Source organism: Nocardia sp. NPDC052316 (assembly GCF_044547795.1).
Lineage (GTDB): Bacteria > Actinomycetota > Actinomycetes > Mycobacteriales > Mycobacteriaceae > Nocardia.
The window spans coordinates 994,274-1,017,479 of the sequence record NZ_JBIUBB010000004.1 but is presented as its reverse complement, the minus strand read 5'-3'; the positions used below and the strand labels follow the sequence as shown (position 1 = coordinate 1,017,479).

The 23,206-nt window shown below is 67.9% G+C and carries 24 protein-coding genes; 8 read left to right on the top strand and 16 right to left on the bottom strand.

Annotated features, from left to right (window positions below):
- Window positions 1-38: 38 nt before the first annotated feature.
- The 6 genes from ACIHA7_RS23100 to ACIHA7_RS23075 form a co-directional block, all read right to left on the bottom strand.
- Entirely contained in the window at window positions 39-881 is an 843-nt protein-coding gene (locus ACIHA7_RS23100; protein WP_397292983.1) for a hypothetical protein, read from the bottom strand.
- Complete coding sequence (locus ACIHA7_RS23095) at window positions 878-1,537, bottom strand: hypothetical protein (protein ID WP_397292982.1); 660 nt, start codon at window positions 1,535-1,537, stop codon at window positions 878-880. Before ACIHA7_RS23095 ends, ACIHA7_RS23100 begins: the two co-directional genes overlap by 4 nt.
- Window positions 1,538-1,736: 199 nt before the next feature.
- Entirely contained in the window at window positions 1,737-2,738 is a 1,002-nt protein-coding gene (locus ACIHA7_RS23090) for an ABC transporter substrate-binding protein (RefSeq protein WP_397292981.1), read from the bottom strand.
- Between the two features lie 69 nt (window positions 2,739-2,807).
- Entirely contained in the window at window positions 2,808-3,647 is an 840-nt protein-coding gene (locus ACIHA7_RS23085) for an ABC transporter ATP-binding protein (RefSeq protein ID WP_397292980.1), read from the bottom strand.
- A complete protein-coding gene (locus tag ACIHA7_RS23080; RefSeq protein WP_397292979.1) occupies window positions 3,644-4,651 on the bottom strand; it encodes a FecCD family ABC transporter permease in 1,008 nt (335 codons plus the stop codon). The genes ACIHA7_RS23085 and ACIHA7_RS23080 overlap by 4 nt, the downstream gene beginning before the upstream one ends.
- A 125-nt stretch (window positions 4,652-4,776) precedes the next feature.
- Window positions 4,777-5,790, bottom strand: a complete 1,014-nt coding sequence (locus ACIHA7_RS23075; RefSeq protein ID WP_397292978.1) for a FecCD family ABC transporter permease — start codon at window positions 5,788-5,790, stop codon at window positions 4,777-4,779.
- Between the two features lie 475 nt (window positions 5,791-6,265).
- On the opposite strand from ACIHA7_RS23075, the gene ACIHA7_RS23070 reads away from it, so the two are divergent.
- On the top strand, window positions 6,266-6,712 hold the full coding sequence (locus ACIHA7_RS23070; RefSeq protein ID WP_397292977.1) for a nuclear transport factor 2 family protein: 447 nt from the start codon (window positions 6,266-6,268) through the stop codon (window positions 6,710-6,712).
- A 22-nt stretch (window positions 6,713-6,734) separates the two neighbouring features.
- Here ACIHA7_RS23070 and ACIHA7_RS23065 read toward each other — a convergent pair whose 3' ends face one another.
- From ACIHA7_RS23065 to ACIHA7_RS23045, 5 genes are all read right to left on the bottom strand, one after another.
- On the bottom strand, window positions 6,735-7,610 hold the full coding sequence (locus ACIHA7_RS23065; RefSeq protein WP_397292976.1) for a lysophospholipid acyltransferase family protein: 876 nt from the start codon (window positions 7,608-7,610) through the stop codon (window positions 6,735-6,737).
- 20 nt (window positions 7,611-7,630) lie between these two features.
- Window positions 7,631-8,566 carry a hypothetical protein gene (locus ACIHA7_RS23060; RefSeq protein WP_397292975.1) on the bottom strand — a complete coding sequence of 312 codons (936 nt, stop codon included), beginning with the start codon at window positions 8,564-8,566 and terminating at the stop codon, window positions 7,631-7,633.
- Window positions 8,563-9,162, bottom strand: a complete 600-nt coding sequence (locus ACIHA7_RS23055) for a hypothetical protein (protein ID WP_397292974.1) — start codon at window positions 9,160-9,162, stop codon at window positions 8,563-8,565. Before ACIHA7_RS23055 ends, ACIHA7_RS23060 begins: the two co-directional genes overlap by 4 nt.
- 344 nt (window positions 9,163-9,506) lie before the next feature.
- Window positions 9,507-9,695 (bottom strand): ferredoxin, encoded by a 189-nt coding sequence (locus ACIHA7_RS23050; protein ID WP_397293136.1) that lies wholly within the window; start codon window positions 9,693-9,695, stop codon window positions 9,507-9,509.
- Complete coding sequence (locus ACIHA7_RS23045; RefSeq protein ID WP_397292973.1) at window positions 9,695-11,161, bottom strand: cytochrome P450; 1,467 nt, start codon at window positions 11,159-11,161, stop codon at window positions 9,695-9,697. Before ACIHA7_RS23045 ends, ACIHA7_RS23050 begins: the two co-directional genes overlap by 1 nt.
- Window positions 11,162-11,400: 239 nt before the next feature.
- On the opposite strand from ACIHA7_RS23045, the gene ACIHA7_RS23040 reads away from it, so the two are divergent.
- Together ACIHA7_RS23040 and ACIHA7_RS23035 are read left to right on the top strand one after the other, a co-directional pair.
- Window positions 11,401-12,060, top strand: a complete 660-nt coding sequence (locus tag ACIHA7_RS23040) for a TetR family transcriptional regulator (protein WP_397292972.1) — start codon at window positions 11,401-11,403, stop codon at window positions 12,058-12,060.
- Between the two features lie 167 nt (window positions 12,061-12,227).
- Window positions 12,228-13,343: a hypothetical protein gene (locus ACIHA7_RS23035; protein ID WP_397292971.1), complete on the top strand. Its 1,116-nt coding sequence runs from the start codon at window positions 12,228-12,230 to the stop codon at window positions 13,341-13,343.
- Between the two features lie 201 nt (window positions 13,344-13,544).
- On the opposite strand, the gene ACIHA7_RS23030 is transcribed toward ACIHA7_RS23035, so the two are convergent.
- The 4 genes from ACIHA7_RS23030 to ACIHA7_RS23015 form a co-directional block, all read right to left on the bottom strand.
- A complete protein-coding gene (locus tag ACIHA7_RS23030; protein WP_397292970.1) occupies window positions 13,545-15,077 on the bottom strand; it encodes an FAD-dependent monooxygenase in 1,533 nt (510 codons plus the stop codon).
- A gap of 61 nt (window positions 15,078-15,138) precedes the next feature.
- The gene (locus ACIHA7_RS23025) at window positions 15,139-16,149 is read right to left on the bottom strand and encodes a DNA topoisomerase IB (RefSeq protein WP_397292969.1); all 1,011 of its coding nucleotides are present in this window, start codon (window positions 16,147-16,149) and stop codon (window positions 15,139-15,141) included.
- A 67-nt stretch (window positions 16,150-16,216) separates the two neighbouring features.
- Window positions 16,217-16,411, bottom strand: coding sequence for a general stress protein (locus tag ACIHA7_RS23020; protein ID WP_107657574.1), 195 nt, complete (start codon window positions 16,409-16,411; stop codon window positions 16,217-16,219).
- A gap of 101 nt (window positions 16,412-16,512) precedes the next feature.
- Window positions 16,513-17,781, bottom strand: coding sequence for a glycosyltransferase 87 family protein (locus ACIHA7_RS23015; protein WP_397292968.1), 1,269 nt, complete (start codon window positions 17,779-17,781; stop codon window positions 16,513-16,515).
- Window positions 17,782-17,907: 126 nt separating this feature from the next.
- Here ACIHA7_RS23015 and ACIHA7_RS23010 point away from each other — a divergent pair, with 126 nt between their 5' ends.
- The 4 genes from ACIHA7_RS23010 to ACIHA7_RS22995 all read left to right on the top strand — a co-directional run bounded on the left by ACIHA7_RS23010 (window position 17,908) and on the right by ACIHA7_RS22995 (window position 20,096).
- Window positions 17,908-18,537, top strand: coding sequence for a flavodoxin family protein (locus ACIHA7_RS23010; RefSeq protein ID WP_397292967.1), 630 nt, complete (start codon window positions 17,908-17,910; stop codon window positions 18,535-18,537).
- Window positions 18,537-19,166: a UdgX family uracil-DNA binding protein gene (locus tag ACIHA7_RS23005; RefSeq protein ID WP_397292966.1), complete on the top strand. Its 630-nt coding sequence runs from the start codon at window positions 18,537-18,539 to the stop codon at window positions 19,164-19,166. The genes ACIHA7_RS23010 and ACIHA7_RS23005 overlap by 1 nt, the downstream gene beginning before the upstream one ends.
- 27 nt (window positions 19,167-19,193) lie before the next feature.
- Window positions 19,194-19,586, top strand: a complete 393-nt coding sequence (locus tag ACIHA7_RS23000) for an ankyrin repeat domain-containing protein (protein WP_397292965.1) — start codon at window positions 19,194-19,196, stop codon at window positions 19,584-19,586.
- A 69-nt stretch (window positions 19,587-19,655) separates the two neighbouring features.
- Window positions 19,656-20,096, top strand: coding sequence for a nitroreductase family deazaflavin-dependent oxidoreductase (locus ACIHA7_RS22995; RefSeq protein WP_397292964.1), 441 nt, complete (start codon window positions 19,656-19,658; stop codon window positions 20,094-20,096).
- Between the two features lie 3 nt (window positions 20,097-20,099).
- Here ACIHA7_RS22995 and ACIHA7_RS22990 read toward each other — a convergent pair whose 3' ends face one another.
- A complete protein-coding gene (locus ACIHA7_RS22990; RefSeq protein WP_397292962.1) occupies window positions 20,100-21,470 on the bottom strand; it encodes an FAD-dependent oxidoreductase in 1,371 nt (456 codons plus the stop codon).
- Window positions 21,471-21,628: 158 nt separating this feature from the next.
- On the opposite strand from ACIHA7_RS22990, the gene ACIHA7_RS22985 reads away from it, so the two are divergent.
- Window positions 21,629-23,185, top strand: coding sequence for an amino acid permease (locus tag ACIHA7_RS22985; protein WP_397292961.1), 1,557 nt, complete (start codon window positions 21,629-21,631; stop codon window positions 23,183-23,185).
- Window positions 23,186-23,206 lie beyond the last annotated feature (21 nt).

Genomic DNA, 23,206 nt, shown 5'->3' with positions numbered 1-23,206 from the left:
CGCGCCCCGGCGAGTAGCCGGGGCGCGTATCCCACCGATCAATAGCCGAACTGCCGCAGAATCGGCCCGCACACATGCCATTCGTCGCCACCGTCGTGCGCCTCGTGATAGAGGTGCGCGACGTACCACATGACGATGTCCTGACCGTCGGTGTTCTCACCGTTGACGTGGCGCCAGATCTCGTCGTCGTTCGCATTGCCGAGCGCACCACCGAGATCCTCGGGGCCGTGGTAGGCGGTGATCGCGACGTCGAGCCGGGAGAACCAGTCGCTGGCACCGTCGAACGGCCCCTTGTCGATGAGGAAACCGCGGCCGGTGCCCTTCTTGATGACCGCCCAGCGATTGTCACCGATGTGGATCGAGGACAGTTCGTTCTTCCGGGGAATCCAGCCGGGACCGTAGCCCCAATCCTGGCTCGTCAGTGCGTGTTGCAGCGCGAGGTTGTTCGCGGCACCGTCGATGTCCCAGTCGAATCGCCAGTAGGTGTGGTGGCGATGGTTGGCCGCATGCTGCAGACCGGCGCTGTAGAGCTGCGGCAGGATGATGCCGTCGCTGCGGAAGATCCACCGGTTGAGCAGGCGGTAGCGGCCGATGACGTGATAGCTCTCCACCACGAGGAAACGGTGGTCCGCACCGCTGCCCTCGTAGATCGCCACGGGGCGTTGCATGTTGGCGCTGCTGAGCGGGTCCTTGTACGGGCCGCCCGCGCCGCCGTCGTATTGCACGCGGATCATCGGCAGGCTGGCCCGGTGCAGCACCTTGATGCCCTTGTAGAAGACGTCGCGGAAGGCAATCGCTTCGCTCTTCCCGTCGAGCACCTCCCAGTAGAACCGCCAGACCGGAGCCTCGGGCGGCCAACTGACCGTCCCTGAGCTACTCATGACCTTCCCCCAGGAATCAGGCCGACCTCGGCCACGTCTTCCGCGCTCAGGTCCACGATCGCGAAGGCGGTGGGCACCCGCCGATCCGCGGGCCCGAATCGCAGGTCGACGAGCCGATGCCGATAGCGCGAGCTGTGGAAATTCACGTCCTCGACGATCAACCCGGCGCCGGTGTCGACGTCGATTCCGTGCTCGGCGAGCCGACCGTCCCGGCGCACCAATTCGATGGCGCGCGCTTGCTCCACCTCGGACATGGCGGGCTGGTTCAGCGTCTCGTGCAGCTCGACGAGCGACCGTGTGGTCACGTCGACGAGCGCCTCGATGACCACGTCGTCGGAGTAGTTGTAGATGACAACCACCGGATACTCGGTCTCTCGATCCAGGAATCGGGTTCCGACGCTGAGGATCTCGTACCGCTTGCCGTCGAGCAGGTCGTTGACGCCCGCCTGGCTCAGCGCCACCTCGGGTGCGACGGCCGCCGCTTCGTCGGCCGACCGCAGATCCCGTGCCGCGGAATACACCGGGGTGGTCTGCACCGGCGGGAGCAGTTCGCTCCAGTCGCGCGCGTCGGAAAACTTCGGATCGATGACGGGGCCGAGATCGGTGATCTCGGTGCGCAGAAAACCCGGGGGCGGAAGGGTGAATCTTTCGGCCATGAGCGCACTCCATGCTCTTGGTAACTACCGCGCGGTTTTCCGCGCCCCCTCATCCTTCGACGCCCCGCCGAGCGGGTCGCGAGTACTTCCGTACTCCACTTCGACCGGCGCGTGCTACGACCCGCCCAGGTAGCTGACCGATACCTGAATACGCCGAACGGAGCATGATCGCACGTCATGCCCCGTTCGCGTGGTGCCGCTACTGGACGCCGGTGGCCTTGGCGACGTCGGTGAGCATCTGGTCGGCGGCCTGCACGCCGATGCCGGACATCCAGGTCTCGTCCAGCACGTCGATGGCCTTGCCGTTCTTGACCGCGCGCAGGTCACGCCAGACGGGGCTGGTGGTGACGGCGCCCTTTTCCGTCTTGCCCGGATCGTCGATGGTGGCGACGAAGATCAGGTCGGCGTCGGCCTGGTCGATCTGCTCGGGGCTGACGTCTTTCATGATCTTCTTCGGGTCGGTGGAGATCTGCGACTCCGGTCGCGGCAGGCCGATGTCGGCCAGCACCACGCCGCTGAAGGAGTTGCTCTGGTACAGCCGGGTCGGGCCTGCCAGGAAGCGGACGACCGAGACGGTGGGCAGCACGCCGTTGTTCTTGGCCTTGATGGCGTCGCCTAGCGCACGGGCCCGATCTTCGTAACCTTTCAACGCGTCGGCGGCCTGCTGCTCGAGGCCGAGCGCCTTGCCGTGCACCGCGAGGTTGGCTTTCCAAGGGCCGCCGGTGGTTTCGGTGAACACCGTGGGCGCGATGCCGCTGAGCTTGTCGTAGATCTTGTCGTGGCGGACCTTCGAGGACAGGATCAGATCGGGCTTCAGCGAGGCGATCCGCTCGAGATTCGGCTCGAGCAGCGGGCCGACGTCGGTCACCCCATCGACCTTGCCCGCCAAGTACTCCGGGAACCCGCCCTTGGTCTTGGTGTGCGGGACAACGGCACCCACCGGCTTGATGCCGAGCAGGGTGACCGAGTCGAGCTCGGCGGTGTCGAGCACCACCACGCGCTTGGGTACCCGCGGAATGGTCACCTGACCCATCAGAGTGTCCAGGGTGCGCGGGAAGCTGGCCGAATCGGCCGGGGAGGCAGCGGAATCCGTGTCGTCGGTGTTGTTGCCACAGGCCGCGAGGCAGGACAGACCTACCGTGGCGACCAGTGCCGCGATACCGATGCGGCCGAGTCGGCGGCCGCGGAGTCGGATGGACATGGGCAGTCCCTCATCTCTGGGAGTGGGTGGTGCATCAGCTCGAGCGAGGCGACGCTGTGGGTAGTCCGCTCAGACGGGAGCGGCGGCGGACAGTCGGGCGGCCCTGCTGCGCGGAACCACCAGCGGGGTCCCGGTTTCCGGGTCGGGGATCACCAGGGCATCGACCCCGAAGACGGTGCGGACGAGTTCGGCGTCGAGCACCTCGGCGGGCGGCCCGGCCGCGGCGAGGCGGCCGTCGTGCAGCACCACGAGGTGATCGGCGTAGCGGGCGGCCTGCCCGAGATCGTGCAGCACCATGACGACGGTGCGGCCCGCCTCGGCGTGCAGGTCGGCGACCAGGTCGAGCACGTCGAGCTGGTGGCGCAGGTCGAGGAAGGTGGTCGGCTCGTCGAGCAGCAGCAGGTCGGTGTCCTGGGCCAGCGCCAGCGCGATCCAGGCCCGCTGACGCTGGCCGCCGGAGAGCCGGTCGACCTGTTGGTCACGCAGATCGGTGGTACCGGTGCGCCGCAACGCGTCCTCGACGGCCGACTGGTCGGCGGCCGACCACGGTCGCAGCAGCCTCTGGTGCGGATACCGCCCGAGCCGCACCAGCGCCTCGACCGTGATGGACTCCGGCGTGATCGGCTGCTGCGGCAACAGGCCCATCCGTAAGGCCAACGCGCGGGCCGACATTCGATGGATGTCGGCGCCGTCGAGGGTGACCGTGCCGCCGGACGGGCGGAGCAGCCGGGTGAGTCCGCGCAGCAGCGTGGACTTGCCGCACGCGTTCGGGCCGACGATGGCGGTGACCGAGTCGCCGGGCAGCACCAGGTCGAGCCCGTCGATCACCACGCGGTCGCCGTAGCGCAAATCCACTGCCTGCGCGGACAATTCGTTGCGGCCGACCGCGTCGTCCGGTGCATCACTCATGCGGTCCTCCTGGAGACGGGAGCGCTCTCACGCAGCATCAGAACGAGCAACCACGGAGCGCCGACGGTCGCGGTGACCACGCCGACGGGCAACCCCTCGATCGGCAGCGCGTGCTGCACGATCAAGTCGCAGCCGAGCAGCAGCGTCGCCCCGGCCAGACCGGTGACGGCGAGCGTGACGGCGGTGGGTGGACCGGCGAGCCGCCGCACGAGATGCGGCACCGCCAGCGCCACAAAGGAAATCGGCCCGGTGAGCGCGGCGGCCAGCGCGGCAAGCGCGATGGTGGTGCCAAGCAGTGCCAGCCGGGTATGCGAGACCCGAACGCCGAGCGTGCCCGCCGACTCGTCACCGAGATCGAGCACCGACAGCGCGCGATACTGCAGGTACAGCAAGGCCAGCACCAGCACACAGGCCACTGCGGCGGCCTGGATCTCCGGCCAGGTGCGGCCGTAGAGCGAACCGGTGGTCCACTGCACCGCCGACCCGGCGAGCTCCAGCGGAAAACGCACCACCATCAGATTCACGGCCGCGGCCAATCCTGCCTGCACCGCCAATCCGACCAGCACCAACCGGGTGACCGGCAGCCCGGACCGCCAGCCCAGTACCCCGAGCAGCAGCGCGGCGAGCATCCCGCCGCCGAGCGCACCCAGCGGGATGAACGACTGGCTCGCACCGAGGGCGAGCACGAGCACCGACCCGAACGACGCGCCACCGGTCACACCCATGACGTCGGGCGAGGCGAGCGGGTTACGGAACAGTCGCTGGAGCACGGCACCCGCCGTGGCCAGGCCCGCACCCGCGAGCAGTGCGGCGGCCAGCCGCGGCGCGCGGAACTCCTGGACCACGTAGACCTCGCCCTGGTCACCGAAGCCGAACAGGGCGCGCAACGCCGTCGCCGCCGACATCTCGACCTCGCCGACGCTGAGCGCCACGGTCGACAGCACGGCGATCGCCACCGCGCACACCGCGCCGATCAGGACCGCACGCCTGCGCTGCCGGACCATGACATTCGCGCCAGAAACCTTGAGAGGCAATGATGTTCGACCATTTCGCAGCTTCGATCCGATCGGACCAGCGGAGAGCGTGGGGCGCAATGGTGTTCGGCCGCTGCGCGCCGGTGGCGTGTCGATCATCGGCCCACCCGTCGAGCGAGCACGGCCAGCAGCGGCGCGCCGAGGAACGCGGTGACGATGCCGACCTCGAGTTCCGAAGGCCGGGCGACGAGCCTGCCGAGAATGTCGGCGGCCAGGAGCAGCAGCGGGCCCGCGATCAGGCAGCCGGGCACGAGCACCCGGTGATCGCCGCCGAGCACCAGCCGAACCAGGTGCGGTGCGGCGAGTCCGATGAACGCGATCGGCCCGGCCACGGCCACCGCGGAGCTGGCGAGCAACACCACCGCGACCATCCCGGCCAGCCGGATGCGCCCCACCGGCATGCCGAGGGCCGCCGCCGCTTCGTCACCGAGGGCGAGCGTATTGAGCGCGGGCGCGATCGCCAGGCCGATCACCGCTCCGATGATCAGCGTCGGCAGCATCGGCACCAGCACGTCGAGGTCGCGTTCGGCGATCGATCCGGCCAGCCAGAAGCGCGCCTCGTCCAGGGTGCGTTCGCTGAACAGCAGCACGGCGGAGGTCCACGAGACCAGCACCAGTTGCAGGACGGTGCCACCGAGGACCAGCCGAACCGGATCGAGATCGCCCGCCCGACGCCCGAGTGTCAGCGTGAACAGCGCGGCGGCGGCCGCGCCCGCGAACGCGAAACCCAGGTACTCGATGGGTCGGGTCAATCGCAGCGCGTAGATGGCGACCACCACCGCGAGCCCGGCCCCGGCGTTGATGCCGAGGGTCGTCGGGGCGGCGAGCGGGTTGCGGGTGATGCCCTGCACGAGCGCGCCCGCGAGGCCGAGCGCGGCGCCCACCGCCAGCCCCACCAGGGTGCGCGGCAGTCGCATACCGGTGACCACCATGGCGTCACGGCCGTCCGCGTCGCCGAGCAGGGCCTGCACCACGGTGGCGATCGGCACCGATCTGGCGCCGAGCGCCAGGCTCAACACGACACACAGCAGCAACGCGGCAAACCCGAGCGTCAGCATCGGGATGCGGCGCGATAACGCGGCCGAGCGGGTCGGGTCGACGGAGGTCACGGGACGAGGGCTTAAGTTAGCAATACCTAAGTTTGTCAACGCGCGCTTGCGCCTGTGATGTCCATCTCGTCCGTTTTCATGGACAGCCGGTCGTTGCCGGCAACACCACCGCAGCAGCTGAATCAACAGTCACGGTTTCGTAACAGCCCCGGCTGGGTACTAACAGAACTATGACATCGACGGATCACCGACCAGCCCGGATCGCCGGCGTTGAGCCGGGGACCGCGGTACTGGCATTCGCTCTGTGCCTTGCCTTTTCGATCGGCATCGCCACTCTCACGCAGTCTGCTGTCACCACGGTCCTCGCCTGCGTCAGCATCGCGGCCGGACTCGTACTAGTACTGAACATCCTGCCGCACAAGGCTTGACCCTGCTCGCCTCCGCCACCGCTGCGACACTGAGCGTTCGGCTATCTATTTCCGGGCACACGTCCGGTGGCACAGCGCCGAACTGATCGGCGCGATTCGGAGGCATCATGCTGTCCCTACCAGAGATCTCGGACCGCCTGGAGATCCAGGACCTGATGGTCCGGTATTCCCACGCGGTCGACACCGGACAGTGGGACCTGCTCGACCACATCTTCACCGAGGATGCCCACATCGATTACACCGCGATGGGCGGACCGGCCGGCGACGTGGCGGCGACCAAGAAGTTCCTCGCCGCCATGTTGCCGAATTTTCCTGCCTTTCAGCACTTGATCAGCAACTCCTCGATCACCCTCGACGGCGACAGCGCCACCGGACGGACCATGTGCCACAACCCGATGATGCTGTCCGGCGGCGACGGTCCGCCCAGCCTCATGCTGTGCGGGCTGTGGTATCTCGACACGTTCGCGCGGGTCGACGGGCAGTGGCGCATCGCGCGCCGAGTCGAGGAGAAGAGCTACATCTTCCTCGCGCAGGCGGTGCCGGGCACCAGCTGAATGCGCTGCGGCCCAGCCGGTATCAGCCGACAATCGGTAGCCCGCGTTCCGCCGAGAGCTCGCACAGCGCGTCCTGCATGACGCCGGTGACGAGCTCGTAGGCCGCGTCGACATCCAGTTCCGGACCCAGCTCGGCGTGTAGATCGATCGGCTCGAGGAACTCCACGGTGACCTTGCTCGGCAACGGGATGTGCCCGGCGAGGTCGCCGATATTGAGGCCCCACGGGAGGGCGATCGAGATGGGGAATACCTTCAGCCGCAGCATCCGATCCAGCCGCAGCAGCTTGGCCAGCCGATCACCGCGGGACAGCATCAGCGCGGTCTGCTGGGCACCGATATTGACCATGGGCACGATGGGCACCTTCTCGTCCCAGGCCAATCGGAGAAAGCCGGTCCGGCCGGCGAAGTCGATCTCGTCTTCCTTCCAGGTCGGGCGGTGCACCTCCCAGTCACCGCCCGGGTAGACGAGCACCGCCGCGCCGTCGCGCAACACCTGCCGCGCGCTGTTCGGATCCGCACCTACCGTGCCGAAGCGGCGCAGCAACGTACCGATGACCGGATAGGCCATCACCATGTCGTGCGCCAACTGGAAGAACGGGCGATGCGGACCGAACCGCCGCACGAACGCCAAGGTGGCGACCAATACCTCTGGTGACACGTTGCCCCCGGAATGATTGCCGACCAACAGGACCGGGCCGTCCTCCGGAATCCGGTTCAGGCCCCGGACCTCCGCGCGGAAGTACAGCCGCGCGAACCACCAGCCAGGGCCCACCGTGTCGATGATGAACTCGGGGTCCCGGTCGGCCGGATCGGGCTCGGGGACGCGCGCCTTCACCTGCTCGGCGACCCAGTCGGTCACCTGGTCGATCCGGTCAGTCGGCAATCGAAACCAATTCATGGGCAACGCTTTCCGTTAGATCACGACTCGATCACCAGCAGCCTGCGGAAGAAGTCGCGGTAGCCGCGCAGCGCCTGCCGTAGCTCCTCGGTGTCGCCGTCCTGCAGGCCTGCGCAGTGCTCCTCGAGTACCCGCTTGCGTTCGGCGTAGGCGGTGGTCAGCTGGTAGATGATGTCCGCGACCATCTTGTCGGCCTGAGTGACGGCGTCGCGCGGGCTGTCCACGAAGGCGCCCTGTACCTCGCGCCACTGGGTGCGCAGGCGGTCCAGGTCGGTGTCGGCGAAGAGCGAGGTTCCGACGTTCTCGAGTGAGATCCCTTGCTGTTCAGCGCCGTTGCCTGCGGTGGTCGTCTCGTGCGATGTGGTGACCGAAGTCGCCTGTTCGGTCTCGGCGGCGCTTGTTGCTGGTCCTTGATCCGTTGCCGCAGAGGCGCTTTCAGCGTCGCGATCAGCGGTGGTCTGGTGCGCGGTTCCCGTTTCGTAACCGGCCGTGCCCGCGTGGGTGTTCTCGGCGTCGTGGTCCGCCGTGCCTGCTGATGCGGTCGCGGCGTCGTAGCCCGACGTGTGCGACTGGGCGGTCTCCGCGTCGTGCCCCGCTGTGCGCGAGTGCGCGTTCTCGGCGTCGTAGTCCGCCGTGCCCGTCTGAGTGGCCGTGGCGTCGTAATCGGCCGTGCGGGATTGGTCCGCGTCGTATTCCGTGGTGCGCACATGCTCCGGTTCGACGTCCACGTCCGTGGTGCGGGTACGTTCGGCGTCCGCGTCGGTGCTCGCGCGTTCGGCGGCGGTCACCTCCGCCGTGCCTTCGGCGGAGCGGCTGGTCGACTCCCCTGCGGCCCAATCGCTTTCGCGACCACCCTGCCAGGACGACGACCGTGCCTCCTGCTCGCTCATCGGGATATCCGCGCTCGGCGTCGCGGAACGGTCGGAATGCGCGGTGCGTTCGTATTCGGTGCTCATGACAGCGCTTTCTTGTCGTGCTCGGACTTCTTGTCCTCGTCGTGCTCGGGCTTCTTGTCGCCGGTGGCGCCGTTCAGCAAGTCCTGGAACAGATCCCGGTAGTGCACGATGGCGGTGCGCCGGTCCTCGGTGGACACCTCCGAACCGGTGGCCCTGGTCGCGATCTCGTGCGCGGCGCGGTAGTGGCCGAGCGCCTGCGCGTGCTCCACGGACAGATCGGCGACCTGCTGGTCGAAATTCTCGGTGGGATAACCACGTTGGGCCATCACCGTGGTCAGCAGCCGATCGGCGGATTGCAGCGCCTCGACCGGGTCGTCGATGAAACGCTCCTGCACCTCGACCCACTGCGCGGTGTAGAGCTGCTTCTGCTCCGGCGTCAGCGCGCGCAGTTCGAGCTCGGCGTGCCTGCGTTCACGTTCGGCCAGTTCGCGTTCGGCCGCGCGCCGGTCGTCGAGTTCCTCGACCGTCCGGTCGTACTCCGGGCCGAAGCGGCTGCGTAACCGCTGCCTGCGCACCATCGGCCAGACCACCAGCGCGACGACCGCCGCCGCCACTATCACCAGAACGATTACCGTGATCAATACTCCGGACGACACCTGGACCTCCTCGCCGAGCCTGTCGTATTCGGACAGGTAATGCCTCGCCGCCGAAGTTCCAAACTCTTGATCACGCCTTCATGTCACCCACTGGGATCGCAGCAGGCCCAGCGGTTTCCGCGCGGAAGACGCGCACCGTTTCTCGGGATCCGCACACCCTGGGGCCGTCCGCAATCGGTGCGGATCCCGAGAAGCGGTGCGGCCTAGGTCCGGCGGGCCGCCCGCAACGGCTGCAGATTCCGAGGGACGGTACAACCCGGCGAGGACCGCACTTTGGGTCAGGATCCGCACCGATTGCGGGGCGTCCGAGGGAGTGCGGGTTTCGAGAAGGAGTGCGGCGCGCGTCAGGTGCGGCGCAGGGCCTCTACCGGGCAGCTGTCGACGACCAGTTGGACGAGGTCTTGGGCGCTTTCGTCGATCATGTCGGCAAGGGGGGTGACGATACCGTCGTCGCCTACGCGGAACAGGTTGGGTGCCAAGGCCTCGCACATGCCGTGCCCCTCGCAGCGGGTACGGTCGGCGACGACGCGCATCACCGCAGCCGCTCCAGGTGGATGGGTAAGCCGTCGGCGGGCATCGGCCCGGTGCCCGCGACGAGCGGCACCTGGTAGTCCGGCCGGACCGACCAGCGATACTGCAGCAACATCTGGTGCAGCACAGCTTTGACGGTCATGCCGCCGAAGTACAGGCCGATGCATTTGTGCGCGCCGCCGCCGAACGGGGCCCAGGCGAGCCGATGCGATTTGTCCTCGCGGCGGTCGGCGGCGAACCGCTCCGGGTCGAACACGTCGGGGTCGGACCAGTAGTCGTCGGTGCGCATCATCGGGTAGGCGCCGACCATGACGAGCGTGCCCTTCGGCACGTAGTAGCCGAGAATGTCGGTGTCGGCGATGGTTTCCCGAATCTGCTGTGCCACCGGCGAATACATGCGCAATGTTTCCTTGAACGCCAAATCCAAGCCGGGTAGCCGGTCGAGGTCGCCGTAGTCGAGGGCGGGCTTGCCGAGCGCACGGGATTCGGCGCGCAACCGCTCCTGCCACTGCGGATGGCGAGCGAGTTCGTAGGCGAGCATCGACGCGGCGATCGTGCTGGTGTCGTGTGCGGCCATCATCACGAAGATCATGTGCTCGATCACCTCCTCGTCCGAGAAGGCGTGTCCTTCCTCGGTCTCGGCCTGACACAGCACGCTGAACAGGTCGGTGCCCGCGCCCGCCCGCTTCGCGGGTAGCTCGCGCCGGAAATACTCGCCGAGAATGCGCCGCCCGCGTACCCCGCGCGCCCATGCCCCGCCGGGGACATTGGTGCGGATGAGCGCGGTCGCGCCGTGCACAGCGTCCTCGAAAGCCCGTTCCAGCACCACGCTTTCGGGGCCGAGCTCGGCACCGGCGAAGACCTCGGTGGCCTGCGCGAGCAGGATCTGCTTGATCGCGTCGAAGACCGGGAAGTGCGGGCCGGGCCGCCATTCCGCGACGCCGCGGGTGATGCGTGGCGTGGTCAGGTCCAGGTAGCCGACCAGGCGCGGCCGGGTGAACGCCTGCTGCATGATCCGGCGGTGGAACAGATGCTCGTCGAAATCCCGCAGCAGCAGGCCACCGCGGAAGAACGGGCCGATCAGGAACTCCCAGCCGCGCTGTGCCGAGAAGACCTTGTGCCGATCCATCAGCACCACCTCGATGGCCGCGGGACTGCTCACGCCGACCATCCTGCGGCCGAGCACGCCCATCCAGTTCACCGGGCCGTACTGCTGAAATCGCTTGCGCGTCAATCCGATCGGATCACTCAGCGCGTGCAGTGTGTAACCGATCCCCGGCGCGCCGAAATCGCCTGGCATCGGGCGCAATCCGCTCCCCGGTGGTGGTTCGGCCAGCGGCTGGTCGACCGACGGGTACCGATCGGCAACGCGAGCACCCCACGTCTGCGCGTGTTTCGCAACGCGCGCCCGCAAGCGGCGCACATCCCCTTGCACCTCGGTGACCTTGGGCGAAACCAGAAGACTCATGACGGCGGTCCCTTCGCGACGCTGCGACCCCTCGACCATATCGGAAACACACGTTTCCGTACACAGTTGTTTCCCAACTTGTCTTGTGCAAGGCTTCGCTGGTAAGCGAGCGGAGGGAGGCGAAGCAGTGAGTACGGAGCCGAGCGCCGGCGAGGCGGAGTCGTGAGTGAGCGCAGCGAACGAACCAACGGCACAGCACCCCGGGGTACGACGGAGCCGAGCGCCAGCGAGGCGAAGTCGTGACCCGAGTTTTCAGCGGCACGTACCGCGGCACCTCCACCGCCGAGCGTCGGGAAGATCGGCGCAGGCGGCTGCTCGACACCGCTCTCGACATCGTCGGCACCCAGGGCCTGTCCGCCTTGACCGTGCGTGGCCTCTGCGAACAGGCCCGGGTCGGGCCTCGCTTCTTCTACGAGGCCTTCCCCGATCTGGACGCCCTGGCCGCCGAACTGTTGCTGCAGATCCAGGACGCAGCCCTCGACACCGCCCGCGCGGCCGTCGCCGCCACCGAGGGGTCGCCCGCGGACAAGATCCGCGCCGGTGTCGCCGCCCTCATCATCGAGCTCACCGACGACCCCCGCCGAGCCCAGGTCGTCTTCGCCCAGGCCTACGGCAACGAGGCCCTGATGCGCAGCCGTTTCGACGGCATGCGCCGCGTCGCCGACGTCATCATCGAACAGACCCGCCTGGTGCTCGACCTACCCGCGGGCCACGACACCGCCGTCGCCGCGACCTCGCAGCTGATCACCGGCGGCGCCGCGGAGCTCGTTCTCGTCTGGCTCGACGGCGGCCTCGACGTCGACCGCGCGGGCCTGATCGACCTGCTCACCGACTTCACCATCGCGATGGTCGAACGCCTCCCCGGCGTCGCCCAGCGGTTGTCGGCAGGTTCCGAGTGACCGGACGATCCCTTAAGCTGAATCCATGAACGCGTGCAGGCGATTTCTGCGCCCCGGGCCGTCAGTCGGCCACGGGGTCCGCCGCGTGCGTTCGCGCGCGTAGTTCCTGTGGCCGTCGCCGGTTCGGGGGTTTCACCGAATCCGACTGGCTACCAAAGGAATTACTCATGCCTACCTATCTCACTCCACTGGATCTGTCGCGCGCGCTGACCGTGCGCGATCTCAGCGACGCCGCGCAGGGGCCGCACGCCATGCAGGTGTTGCTCGACGCGATGGTGCACGCGCTGGCCCGGGTGTGGGGGTCAGATGTGCGAGTGGTGCGCAACTCGCCGCTCGTCGCTGTGGTCGACAACTACGACAAACTCGGTTACGACCCGGCCGACGTCACCCGCGACGCCCGCTACACCCGATACGTCAGCCCGACCACGATGTTGCGCAGTCACACCACCGCCGATATCCCCGCGGCCTTGCGGCGCTACACCGAGATTCCGGGCACCGTCGACGAACTCATCGTGGTGCCCGGCCTGGTCTACCGCAGGGACGTCGTCGATCGAATCCATGTGGGCGAGCCGCATCAGGTCGATCTGTGGCGGCTCCGCTCGCGCAAGGACACCGGCGATCATCACGTGCGAGAGATGGTCGCGCACCTTGTCGAAGCCGTGCTACCGGGTGCCGAGTGGCGCACCACGCCCGCTCGGCATCCCTACACCGTCCTCGGCAGACAGGTGGACGTTCGCCTCGGCCCGCAGTGGCTGGAACTCGCCGAATGCGGGCTCATCGCCGATCATGTGCTGGCCGGCGCCGGGCTCGATCCGGCCCGCTGGTCCGGCACCGCCCTCGGCCTCGGTTTGGACCGAGCCCTCATGCTGCGCAAGGGAATACCCGATATCCGCTACCTGCGATCCGACGACCCGCGCATCGCCGGCCAGCTGCAAGACCTGTCCCCGTGGCGGCCGGTCTCCGCGCTGCCGCCGATCCGCCGCGACCTGTCGGTGGTGATCGCCGACGACACCGACGACGAAACCCTCGGCGACACGGTGCGAAAGGTGCTGCACGACCGGGTCGACGACATCGAGTCGGTGCTGGTCATCGCCCGAACGCCATGGGCCGGGCTCTCCGAAAAGGCCAGGGACAGACTCGGCATCGTGCCCGGACAGACGAATGCCGTTGTGCGGCTCACCCTCCGGCCGTTGGCGCGCACGCTCACCGACGAGCAGGCCAACACGCTCCGCAACGAGGTGTACCGCGCGATCCATATCGGCCCCCAGCTCGAGCTGGCATGACCGCGAAAAGCCCCTGCCGAGTTCAGCCACCGTTTCGGGTCTGTCCGCCGACCCGAAGTCCTGCTAGCGTGGAGAAACCCAACGAAACGAAGTAGACGATAGGGCCGGAACCCCTTCTGGGGCATGGGGTTCCGGCTCCTGCGGCAATGCCACCCTTCGAGGTTACATGCCGGCCATCGCCACCTCCGCCCCGCGTCGGCATCACCCAGCGGCGCCGAACCACCGAATCAGCGCCGCTTCGAGCCCATCCAGACTCCCCGCATCGGCCGCCCACGCCACGAACCCATCGGGACGAACCAGCATCCCCGTCAAATCCCCCGGCGCAACCGCCTTCGCCGTGACCACCCGCACCCGCGGCGCCCAAGGTGCCACCGCCGCACGCAGTTGCGCGGAATCAGCCAGATCGAACAGGACCGCAGCGCCGTCGGCGAAGTGACTGCCGAGCCGGGTTCCGTCCGACAACGCGAAGTCCGGTACCGCCGCACCGACGCGCTCGTGCCCGCCGCCCAGGTCGTAGCGGTGCAGCACGCCGGAGATCCTCTCGAAGACGACAGTCGCGGCGTCCCGCGTGGACAGCAGTTCGGTCATCACCTCCCGCAGCTTCCTGCTGCGCGGGTCGGTGCGCATCAGCGCCACCTGAGCCCGGGTCCAATCGAGCACCCACGCCCCGATCGGATGCCGTTCGGTGGTGTAGGTGTCGAGCAGGTCCGGCCGCGCCCAGCCGCGCACCACCGCGGCCAGCTTCCAGCCGAGGTTCACCGCGTCACCGATACCGAGGTTGAGTCCCTGCCCGCCGAACGGTGAATGCACGTGTGCCGCATCGCCTGCCAGCAGCACTCGACCCCTGCGGTATTCGGTGACCTGTCGGGTGTTGTCGGTGAACCGGGTGGCCGAATGCACGGCGGTGATCTCCACCGGAACACCGGACACCGCGCGCAGACTCGCCTGCAACTCCGCCGCGGTGATCGGTGCGTCGCGGTCGGCGGGTGGTCCGTCGAGCTGCACGGTGAGGATCCGGCCCGGCACCGGACCGTGCACGTAGATCCCGGTGTCGGTCGTCGTCCAGCCCGGATTCAGTCCTTCGGCGCCGGTCATCTCGACGATGGCCTGATATCCGGTCAGTTCCGGGTCGAGGCCGGGAAAGTCGAAACCGGCCAGCTTGCGCACAGTGCTTCGCCCGCCGTCACAACCGACCAGCCAGCCGGCGCGAACGGTGTGGTCGCCGAGGCGAACCGTGACCCCGGCACCGTCGTCCTCGAAATCGGTGAGCTCGACCCCACGCCGCACGTGCACACCCAACTCCTCGGCACGTCGCCCGAGCAGTGCTTCGATGCTCTGCTGCGCCACCAGATTGACCTTGGCGGCCGGGCCCAGATCCGCGAAGGTGGAACGATCGAATTCGACAAGGTCGGCACCGATCATGATGCCCGCGAAATGTCCGCGGAACGGCGGCGTCATCGGCTTGTCGGTCTCGGCCGAACCCTTGCCCGCTGTCAGGAATCTCGCCATCTGGTCGCGCGCCCGCGCACTTTCGGCGACGAGTTCCGGCAACAATCCACGCCGGTAGAGCGCCTGCGCGGTAGGGATATTGATCCCACCGGCCTTCATCGTCGGATCGATCTCGTCGAGCCGCTCGACCACCAGCACATCCACCCCGGCGAGCCGAAGCTCGCAAGCCAGCATCAATCCCACAGGTCCGGCGCCCGCGATCACCACGTCAAAGGTCTCATCCATGCATCCGAGCGTGCCGCGCGCCGATTGCGCCACCCTTGCACGGCACTTGCACGCGACGAAGTCACTTCGCCTTGCGCAACAGCCGAATGACCGCCCGGTCGACCAGCTCCCGCCGCTCGTCGTCGGAGTCGGCGCGCCGCGCGCGACGCAACGCCGCGGCAATCGTCGTTCCGTTCTCCCAGGCGGCCACCACCCGCGGGTCGACATAGGAGTTACGCGCGACCGTCGGCGTGTTCCCCAGGGCCGCCGCGACGTCCTCCATCACCTTCTTCTCCACCGCTCGACGGCCACGTTTCGACTCGGGCCGCTCGGCCGAGGCGAAGTCGGCGGCCGCCAATACCGTTGCCTGCCAGGTGCGTAAGTCCTTGGCACTGCATTCACAGCAGGCGAGTTCCTTGAACCGCAGATTGACGTCGTCGGCGTGTAGTTCGCGATAGCCGTTCCCGTTCCGATAGACGAGCAGCCGCGACGACTCGGCCGGGGCACGCCGCATGGCCCGAATGGCATTGGCTACCAATGGCTCCCTGATCCGTACCCGTCGCCGGATGCCACCCTTGGCCGGGTAGTCGAACAACATCTCGTCGCCGGACAGTCGCACCTGTTCGCGCAGCAGCGTCGCGACCCCGCGGGTCCCGTTCTCCTCCGCGTACTCCTCGCCACCCACCCGGAACACGCCGCGGTCGAGCAGATCGATGGCCACGGCTTCGGCGCGATGCTTGCTCAACCCCCGCTCCCCCAGATCCGCCCTGACCTGTCGCCGCACCTCGGGCAGCCGGGCGGCGAGTTCGAGCACCCGGTCGAACTTCTCCTCGTCGCGCTCCCTGCGCCACTGCTCGTGGTACAGATACTGCCGCCGACCGGCCGCGTCGACGCCAACGGCCTGCACGTGACCGTTGGCATGCGGGCAGATCCACACCTTGCGCCACGCGGGCGGGATCACCAGGGATTTGATGCGGTCGAGGGTTTCCGCGTCGGTCACCGTTTCGCCGTCGGTAGTGGCATAGGAGAATCCGCGGCCGCGTTTGACTCGGGTCAAACCGGGGCCGTACACAGCGCTGCGGCGTAGACGCATCGAAGAATCCTCGGCTGGGGACGGCCGATGGGCGAGGCAGTCGCCTCGCCCATCGGCCGTCGTCGTGCTATCGGTTCAGGTGGCTGCGTTCGCCGCCGAGACGTTTGGCCGCGACCGGTTGCGCCGCCGCCCCCTTCTTTCCCGCCTCGCTGGCGCGCTTGGGGTCGTTGTCGAAGCTGCCGCTACTCGCCTTGCCACCCTGGCTGGCGATCTTGCGCTGCTGCTCCGGATCCATGGCGGCGAAACCACGTTGGGCTGCCATGCAATCCCTCCTTGCCTCGAGTACTTCTTGTCGGCGACGGCTGGGTTGCCGTCACTGACGGCCCTACCCGGGGATCTCGGCAGCAAACATTGGAGGGTCGATCAGTGCTGGGGCACCAGCGCGGGGGACGGCTCCGGTGCCCGTGCGGCCCGGCGACCCGAGACGAAGTACAGCGCGACGAGCAGCACGCTGAACCAGACGTAGGTGTTGCCGATGATGTGTTGCCATGGCGTCCATTGCGTTTCACGATGCTCGCCGTCGGGCAGCCAGTTCTGCGGCCCGTACACGAAGACGGCGGTGATGACGGCGATGGTCACCGACCAGCCGATCGCCTGCCTGCGCGGCAGCCGGGTGGCGTAGCCGATGCTGGCCAGCAACGCCGGGGCGATCCACACCCAGTGGTGCGACCAGGAGATCGGCGAGAGCAGCAGGGTGAACACCGCGTTGATGGCCAGCGCGAGCGGCGGGAAGTCGACAGCGCGCCGCATGGCCGCGACCACGAGCACCAGCAGTGCGGCACCGAGGATCAGCCACAGCGCGGTGAACGCGGGCTCGGGCACCTGCAACCGGGCCAGCACGGCTTGAATCGACTGATTGGTATGGAATGCCGACCCGCTCAACCCGGACACGTTGCCCATACCGCCGAACCAGTACTTCACCGAGTCGCGCGGCAGCACGGCGAAGCCGATCAGGGTCGCGGCCGCGCCGGTCGCCGCGGCCGTCGCCGCCGACTTGTAGTCCTTGCGCACCAGGAAATACAGCACGAACGCCGCCGGGGTCAGCTTGATGGCCGCGGCGATGCCGATCAGCATGCCGCGGCGCCAGCGCGGCTTTATCGCGAGGCAGTCGGCCGCGACCAACGCCATCAGCAGCAGATTCACCTGACCGAAGCCCAGCGTCGAATGCACCGGCTCCAGCAGCAGGGCCAGCGGCGTCGCGCACCCGGTCACCATCAGCACCAGCTTGCGCTGGTCTTCGCCGGGCCACACCCGCCGCGCGACCAGGTACAGGGTCAGCCCGAGCGCGGCCACCGAGGAGACGAAGAAGGTGAACGCAGCCGCGGTCCACGGCAGCAGCGCGAACGGGCTCAGCGCCAGCGCGGCGAACGGCGGATAGATGAACGGCAGTCCGGCACCGATGGTGGTCTGCGGCAGCTGCCCGTACATGTCGTTGCCGTGCCGTAGCGCGTCCACCCCGAGGCGATAGACCTGCAGGTCGATGAACCCGCCGGTGATCTTGTCGAACGGCCAGGTCGGCAGCAACAGACAGAACGCGGAGAACGCGATACAGAGCACCGGTGCCAGCCACATCGCGACGCCGAGTCGACGATTCTTGGCTTCCGGCTCAACGTGGGTGGCGACACTACTCATCCGCGGCGACTATACCGACCTATCGCCTCCGGTACACCAGGTGGGAGGGCCTTCCGCGGTCGATGGAGTGAGCACGGGCAAAACGGGTACGTCGCCAGCAGTCCCCAACCGAAGGAGGTCGACCCGATGACCGCGTTGACGGCCGTAGCGCTGGTGTGCAGTTTGAAGAAATCCCCCGAACCGTCGAGCAGTGAGCTGCTGGCCGGACAGGTGTTGGACGAGCTGGAACGGCACGGTGTACAGGGCCGCGTTGCGCGGGTGGTCGACTACGACGTGCGGCCGGGGGTGACGGCCGACGAGGGCGACGGCGACGCGTGGCCGACCCTGCGCGAGATGATCGCCGCCGCCGACATCCTGCTCGTCGCGACGCCGACCTGGGTCGGGCACATGTCCTCGGTGGCCCAGCGCGTGCTGGAGCGGCTGGACGCGGAGATCTCCGAGACCGACGACGACGGCAGGCCGAGCATGGTCGGCAAGGTCGCGATCGCCGCGGTGGTCGGCAACGAGGACGGTGCGCACAAGATCGTCGCGGATCTGTTCCAGGCGCTCAACGACATCGGCTTCACCATCCCCGCCCAGGGCGGCACCTATTGGAACGGCCAGGCGATGGGCTCGGTCGACTACAAGGATCTCTATCAGATCCCCGAGGCCGTCGAACGCACGACGGCCGCGGTCGCCCGCAACGCCGCGCACCTGGCCGGGCTGCTGCGCGCCGAGGCCTACCCGCCCTACACCCGCGAGGCGCAGGAGGCGTGATGAAGGCCCCGGGCGCCGCCGAGTTCGTTCCCGACACCGCGGACCTGTCGACCCTGCAGGAGGCGTCCTGCCGCTGCCGAGGGTGCGATCTCTACCGGAACGCGACGCAGACCGTCTTCGGCGAGGGTCCCGCCGATGCGTCCGTGGTGGTGGTCGGCGAGCAGCCCGGCGACCAGGAGGATCGGCAGGGGCACCCGTTCGTCGGCCCCGCCGGACACCTGCTCGACAAGGCGCTCGACGAGGCGGGCATCGACCGGGACACCGTCTATCTCACCAACGCCGTCAAACACTTCAAGTTCGTCGAGCGCGGCAAGCGGCGGATCCACAAAACGCCCGGCCGTACCGAGATCGTCGCCTGCTCGGCCTGGATCGACGCCGAACTGGCGCTCATCCGCCCGCGCCTGGTGGTGTGTCTCGGTGCGGTCGCCGCACAGGCGGTGATCGATCCGGCGTTCAAGGTGAGTCAGCAACGCGGCGAGGTGGTTTCGCGGCCCGACTACCGGGCGATCGCGACCGTGCACCCCTCGGCGGTGCTGCGCGCGCCGGACCGGGCCGAGGCCTACGCGGCGTTCGTCGACGATCTGAAGAAGGTGCGCGCAGAGATGGGAAAGCGCACGACCGCGAAGTGAGTCGCCGGGGCCTGGTAGGAATGGCGGATGGACGCTGACATGGACCCCGAACTCATCGAGCTGGCCACCAAGGTGTTCGACTTCGCGCGCCAGGGCGACGCCGCCGCGCTGGCCAGCTACGTGGATGCGGGGGTGCCCGCCGATCTGACCAACGAGGCGGGCGACACCCTGCTCATGCTCGCCACCTACCACGGTCATCGCGACGCGGTCGCCGCGCTGCTCGACCGTGACGCCGACCCGACCAAGGCCAACGACAAGGGGCAAACCCCGTTGGCCGGCGCGGTTTTCAAGGGCGAGACCGAGATCGTGCGGTTGCTGCTCGAGTCCGGGGCAGACCCGGATCAAGGGACCCCGTCCGCCCGCGACGCGGCGTCGATGTTCGGTAAGCCGGAGTTGCTGGAGCTGTTCGCCGACTACTGACCAAGCGGAATTTCGCCGCCCATTTCATGGTTGCTGCCCCGTGAAAACCCAACCACTGGAGGCAATGACGTGTCCGATCCCAACAGCCCCGACTTCGAACCGAAAAGCTTCAATCAGCAGGTGATCGACGAGTTCCGCGCCAACGCGGGCAAGGTCGGCGGCATGTTCGAGGGCGCGGCGATGGTGCTGATCACCACCACCGGCGCCAAGTCCGGGCGGCGCATCACCAACCCGCTGGTCTACCTGCCCGACGGCGACCGGATCGTGCTCATCGCCTCCAACGGCGGCAACGACAAACACCCGGCCTGGTACCACAACCTGCGCGCGAATCCCGACCTCACCGTCGAGATCGGCACCGAACGGTACGCGGCGAAAGCCGAGGTCGTCTCGGGTACGGAGCGCGACGAGCTCTACGCCAGGATGGTCGAGATCATGCCGGGTTTCGCCGAGTACCAGGAGAAGACGTCGCGGGTGATCCCGGTACTCGCGGTGTACCGCAGCGCGGCGTGAGCGCTACCCGCGCTCGCGCACCGCGCTGACCGCCTTGCGGGCGGCCACCAGAACGGGATCCCACACCGGGGAGAACGGCGGTGCGTAGCCGAGATCGAGTGCGGTCATCTGTTCGACCGTCATCCGCGCGGTGAGCGCGACGGCAGCGATGTCGACGCGCTTGCCCGCGCCCTCGCGGCCGACGATCTGCACGCCGAGCAGCCGGCCGGTGCGCCGCTCGGCGAGCATCTTCACCGTCATCGACGCGGCGTCCGGGTAGTAGCCCGCGCGACTGGTCGATTCGACGGTGACCGTGACGAATTGCAGTCCCGCGGCCCGAGCGTCCTTCTCCCGCAGGCCGGTTCGCGCGACCTCCAGGTCACAGACCTTGCTCACCGCGGTGCCGACGACGCCGGGGAAGGTCGCGTAGCCGCCGCCGACATTGGCGCCGATGATCTGGCCGTGTTTGTTGGCGTGCGTGCCGAGCGCGATATGGCGTTCACGGCCGGACACCAGATCGAGCACCTCGACGCAATCGCCACCGGCCCAGATGTTTTCGTGACCGCGCACCCGCATGGCCAGGTCGGTGAGCAGCCCGCCGTATTCACCGAGCGGCAGACCCGCCGCCCGGGCCAGCTCGGTGTCCGGCCGCACGCCGATGCCGAGCACCACCACGTCCGCGGGGTATTCGACGCCGTCGGCGACCACCGCGCCGACCCGTCCCCGCGCGTCGGTCCGGATCTCGGTCACCTCGGCATTACTGACCACCTCGATACCCATGCCGCACATGGCAGTTCGGACCAGCGCGCCCATGTCCGGATCCATTGTCGACATCGGCTCGGGACCGCGCTGGACCATCGTGACGTCGTAGCCGCGCTGGATCAACGCCTCCGCCATCTCCACACCGATATAGCCGGCACCGACAACGACCGCGCGCTTGCCCTCGGTGCGTTCGAGCGTGCCGATCAGCGCCTGTCCGTCGTCGAGGGTCTGCACGCCGTGCACGCCTGCCGCGTCGATGCCGGGCAGCGGCGGACGGATCGGGCGGGCGCCGGTGGCGATGACTAGTTTGTCGTAGTTGGTCCACGATTCGGTGCCCGCGTCGACATCGCGGGCCCGCACCCGGCCGCCCGCGAGGTCGAGCCCGACGACCTCGGTGCGCATCCGCAGGTCGATGTCGCGGGCGCGATGCTCCTCGGGGGTGCGCGCGATCAGCGCGTCGCGCTCGCGCACATCGCCGCCGACCCAGTACGGGATGCCGCACGCGGAGTACGAGGCGAACCGGCCGCGCTCGAATACCACGATCGCCAGTTCGTCCGCGGTCTTCAGCCTGCGTGCCTGCGAGGCCGCCGACATCCCGGCCGCGTCACCACCGATGACCACCAGTCGCTCCATACGGCTCACGCTACGGCCGACTGCCGATCACCGAGCGGAGGGGGTCGCCGCGATTTGTGCGCGGTATTCCGGTTGCCATGCGGTTGACTCGGGTTTACTCCACACTGATCTTCTGGCAAACGCTGTGTGAGGGCAGCGTTTACACCCGGGAGCTGTCTATGACCGAACAACCGTCTCCGTCCGATGACGAACGTCGGCTCGCCGAACTCGGCTACAAACAAGAATTGGCCCGATCCTGGTCCGGATTCTCGAACTTCGCCATCAGTTTCACCATCGTCTCCATCCTGACCGGCGGATTGGCCAGTTACGGAATCGGTTTGGCCAACGGCGGCCCGATCACCATGGCCTGGGGCTGGCCGCTGGTCTCGGTCATGGTGCTGTTCGTCGGCATGGCGATGGCGGAATTGGCCTCCGCCTACCCCACCTCCGGCGGCCTGTATTGGTGGGCCGCGCAGCTCGGCGGGCCGGTCTGGGGCTGGTTCACCGGATGGTTCAACCTGATCGGCCAGATCGCCGTGACCGCGGCCATCGACTACGGGGCGGCGATCTTCACGACCGCCGTGCTCAACGTGATCGGCATCGAGATCGGCACCGACCGGACCGCGATCTTCCTGGTCTTCACGGTGATCCTGGCGCTGCACGCGGTGTTGAACGCGATCGGGCCGCACCTGTCCGCGGTGATCAACAACATCTCCGCCTGGTGGCACGTCGGTGGTGTGGCGATCTTCGTGCTGGTGCTGGCGTTCGGCGCGGAAAATCATCAGAGCGTCGATTTCGTGTTCACCGAGACCATCGACAACAGCGGTGTCGGATTCGGCGGGGTGGCGTTCAGCTTCCTGCTCGGCCTGTTGCACGCGCAGTACACCTTCACCGGCTACGACGCCTCGGCGCACATGTCCGAGGAGACCCACGACGCCTCCCGAATGGCGGCCAAGGGCATCATCAACACCATCGTGGTGTCCGCGATCGCCGGATATCTGCTCATCATGGCGGTGACCTTCGCGATCCCGAACCTCGACGACGCGCTGGATCCGACGAAGAACAGCGGCTACCCGGTGATCTACATCCTGGAGAACTCGCTCAGCTCGTTCTGGTCCGGGCTGCTGCTGATCATCGCCGCGATCGCGCAGTTGTTCTGCGGATACGCGTCGGTCACCTCGGCCTCGCGCATGCTGTTCGCGTTCGCCCGCGACGGCGCGGTGCCGGGATCGGCGCTCTGGTCGAAACTTTCGGCCAGGAAGGTGCCGGTCAACGCGGTGCTGTTCATCTCGGTCTTCGCGTTCGTGCTGCTGATTCCCTCGATGCTGGTGCCCGCCGAGAACGCGCCGACCGCCTACGCGGCCGCCACCTCGGTAGCCACCATCGGCCTCTACATCGCCTACGGCATACCGATTCTGCTGCGCCAGGTGCACGGTTCCCGATTCCGCACCGGCCCTTGGCAGCTCGGCCGCTGGTACCGGCCGATCGGCCTCGTCGCGCTGGCCTGGATCGCCCTGATCAGTTTCCTGTTCATCCTGCCGATGGACGATCGGGGCTATCCCTGGCACAGCGACTTCACCTGGAACACGGTGAATTACGCCCCGATCGCGTTGCTCGGCGTGGTCGGCGCCATCGGCGTCTGGTGGGCGCTGTCGGCGCGCACCTGGTTCACCGGACCTCGGCGCACGGTCGAGGACGCACCGGAGGCCGGCGACGAAACGGCGGTCAACGCCTGAATGAACGGCCCGGAGCGACTA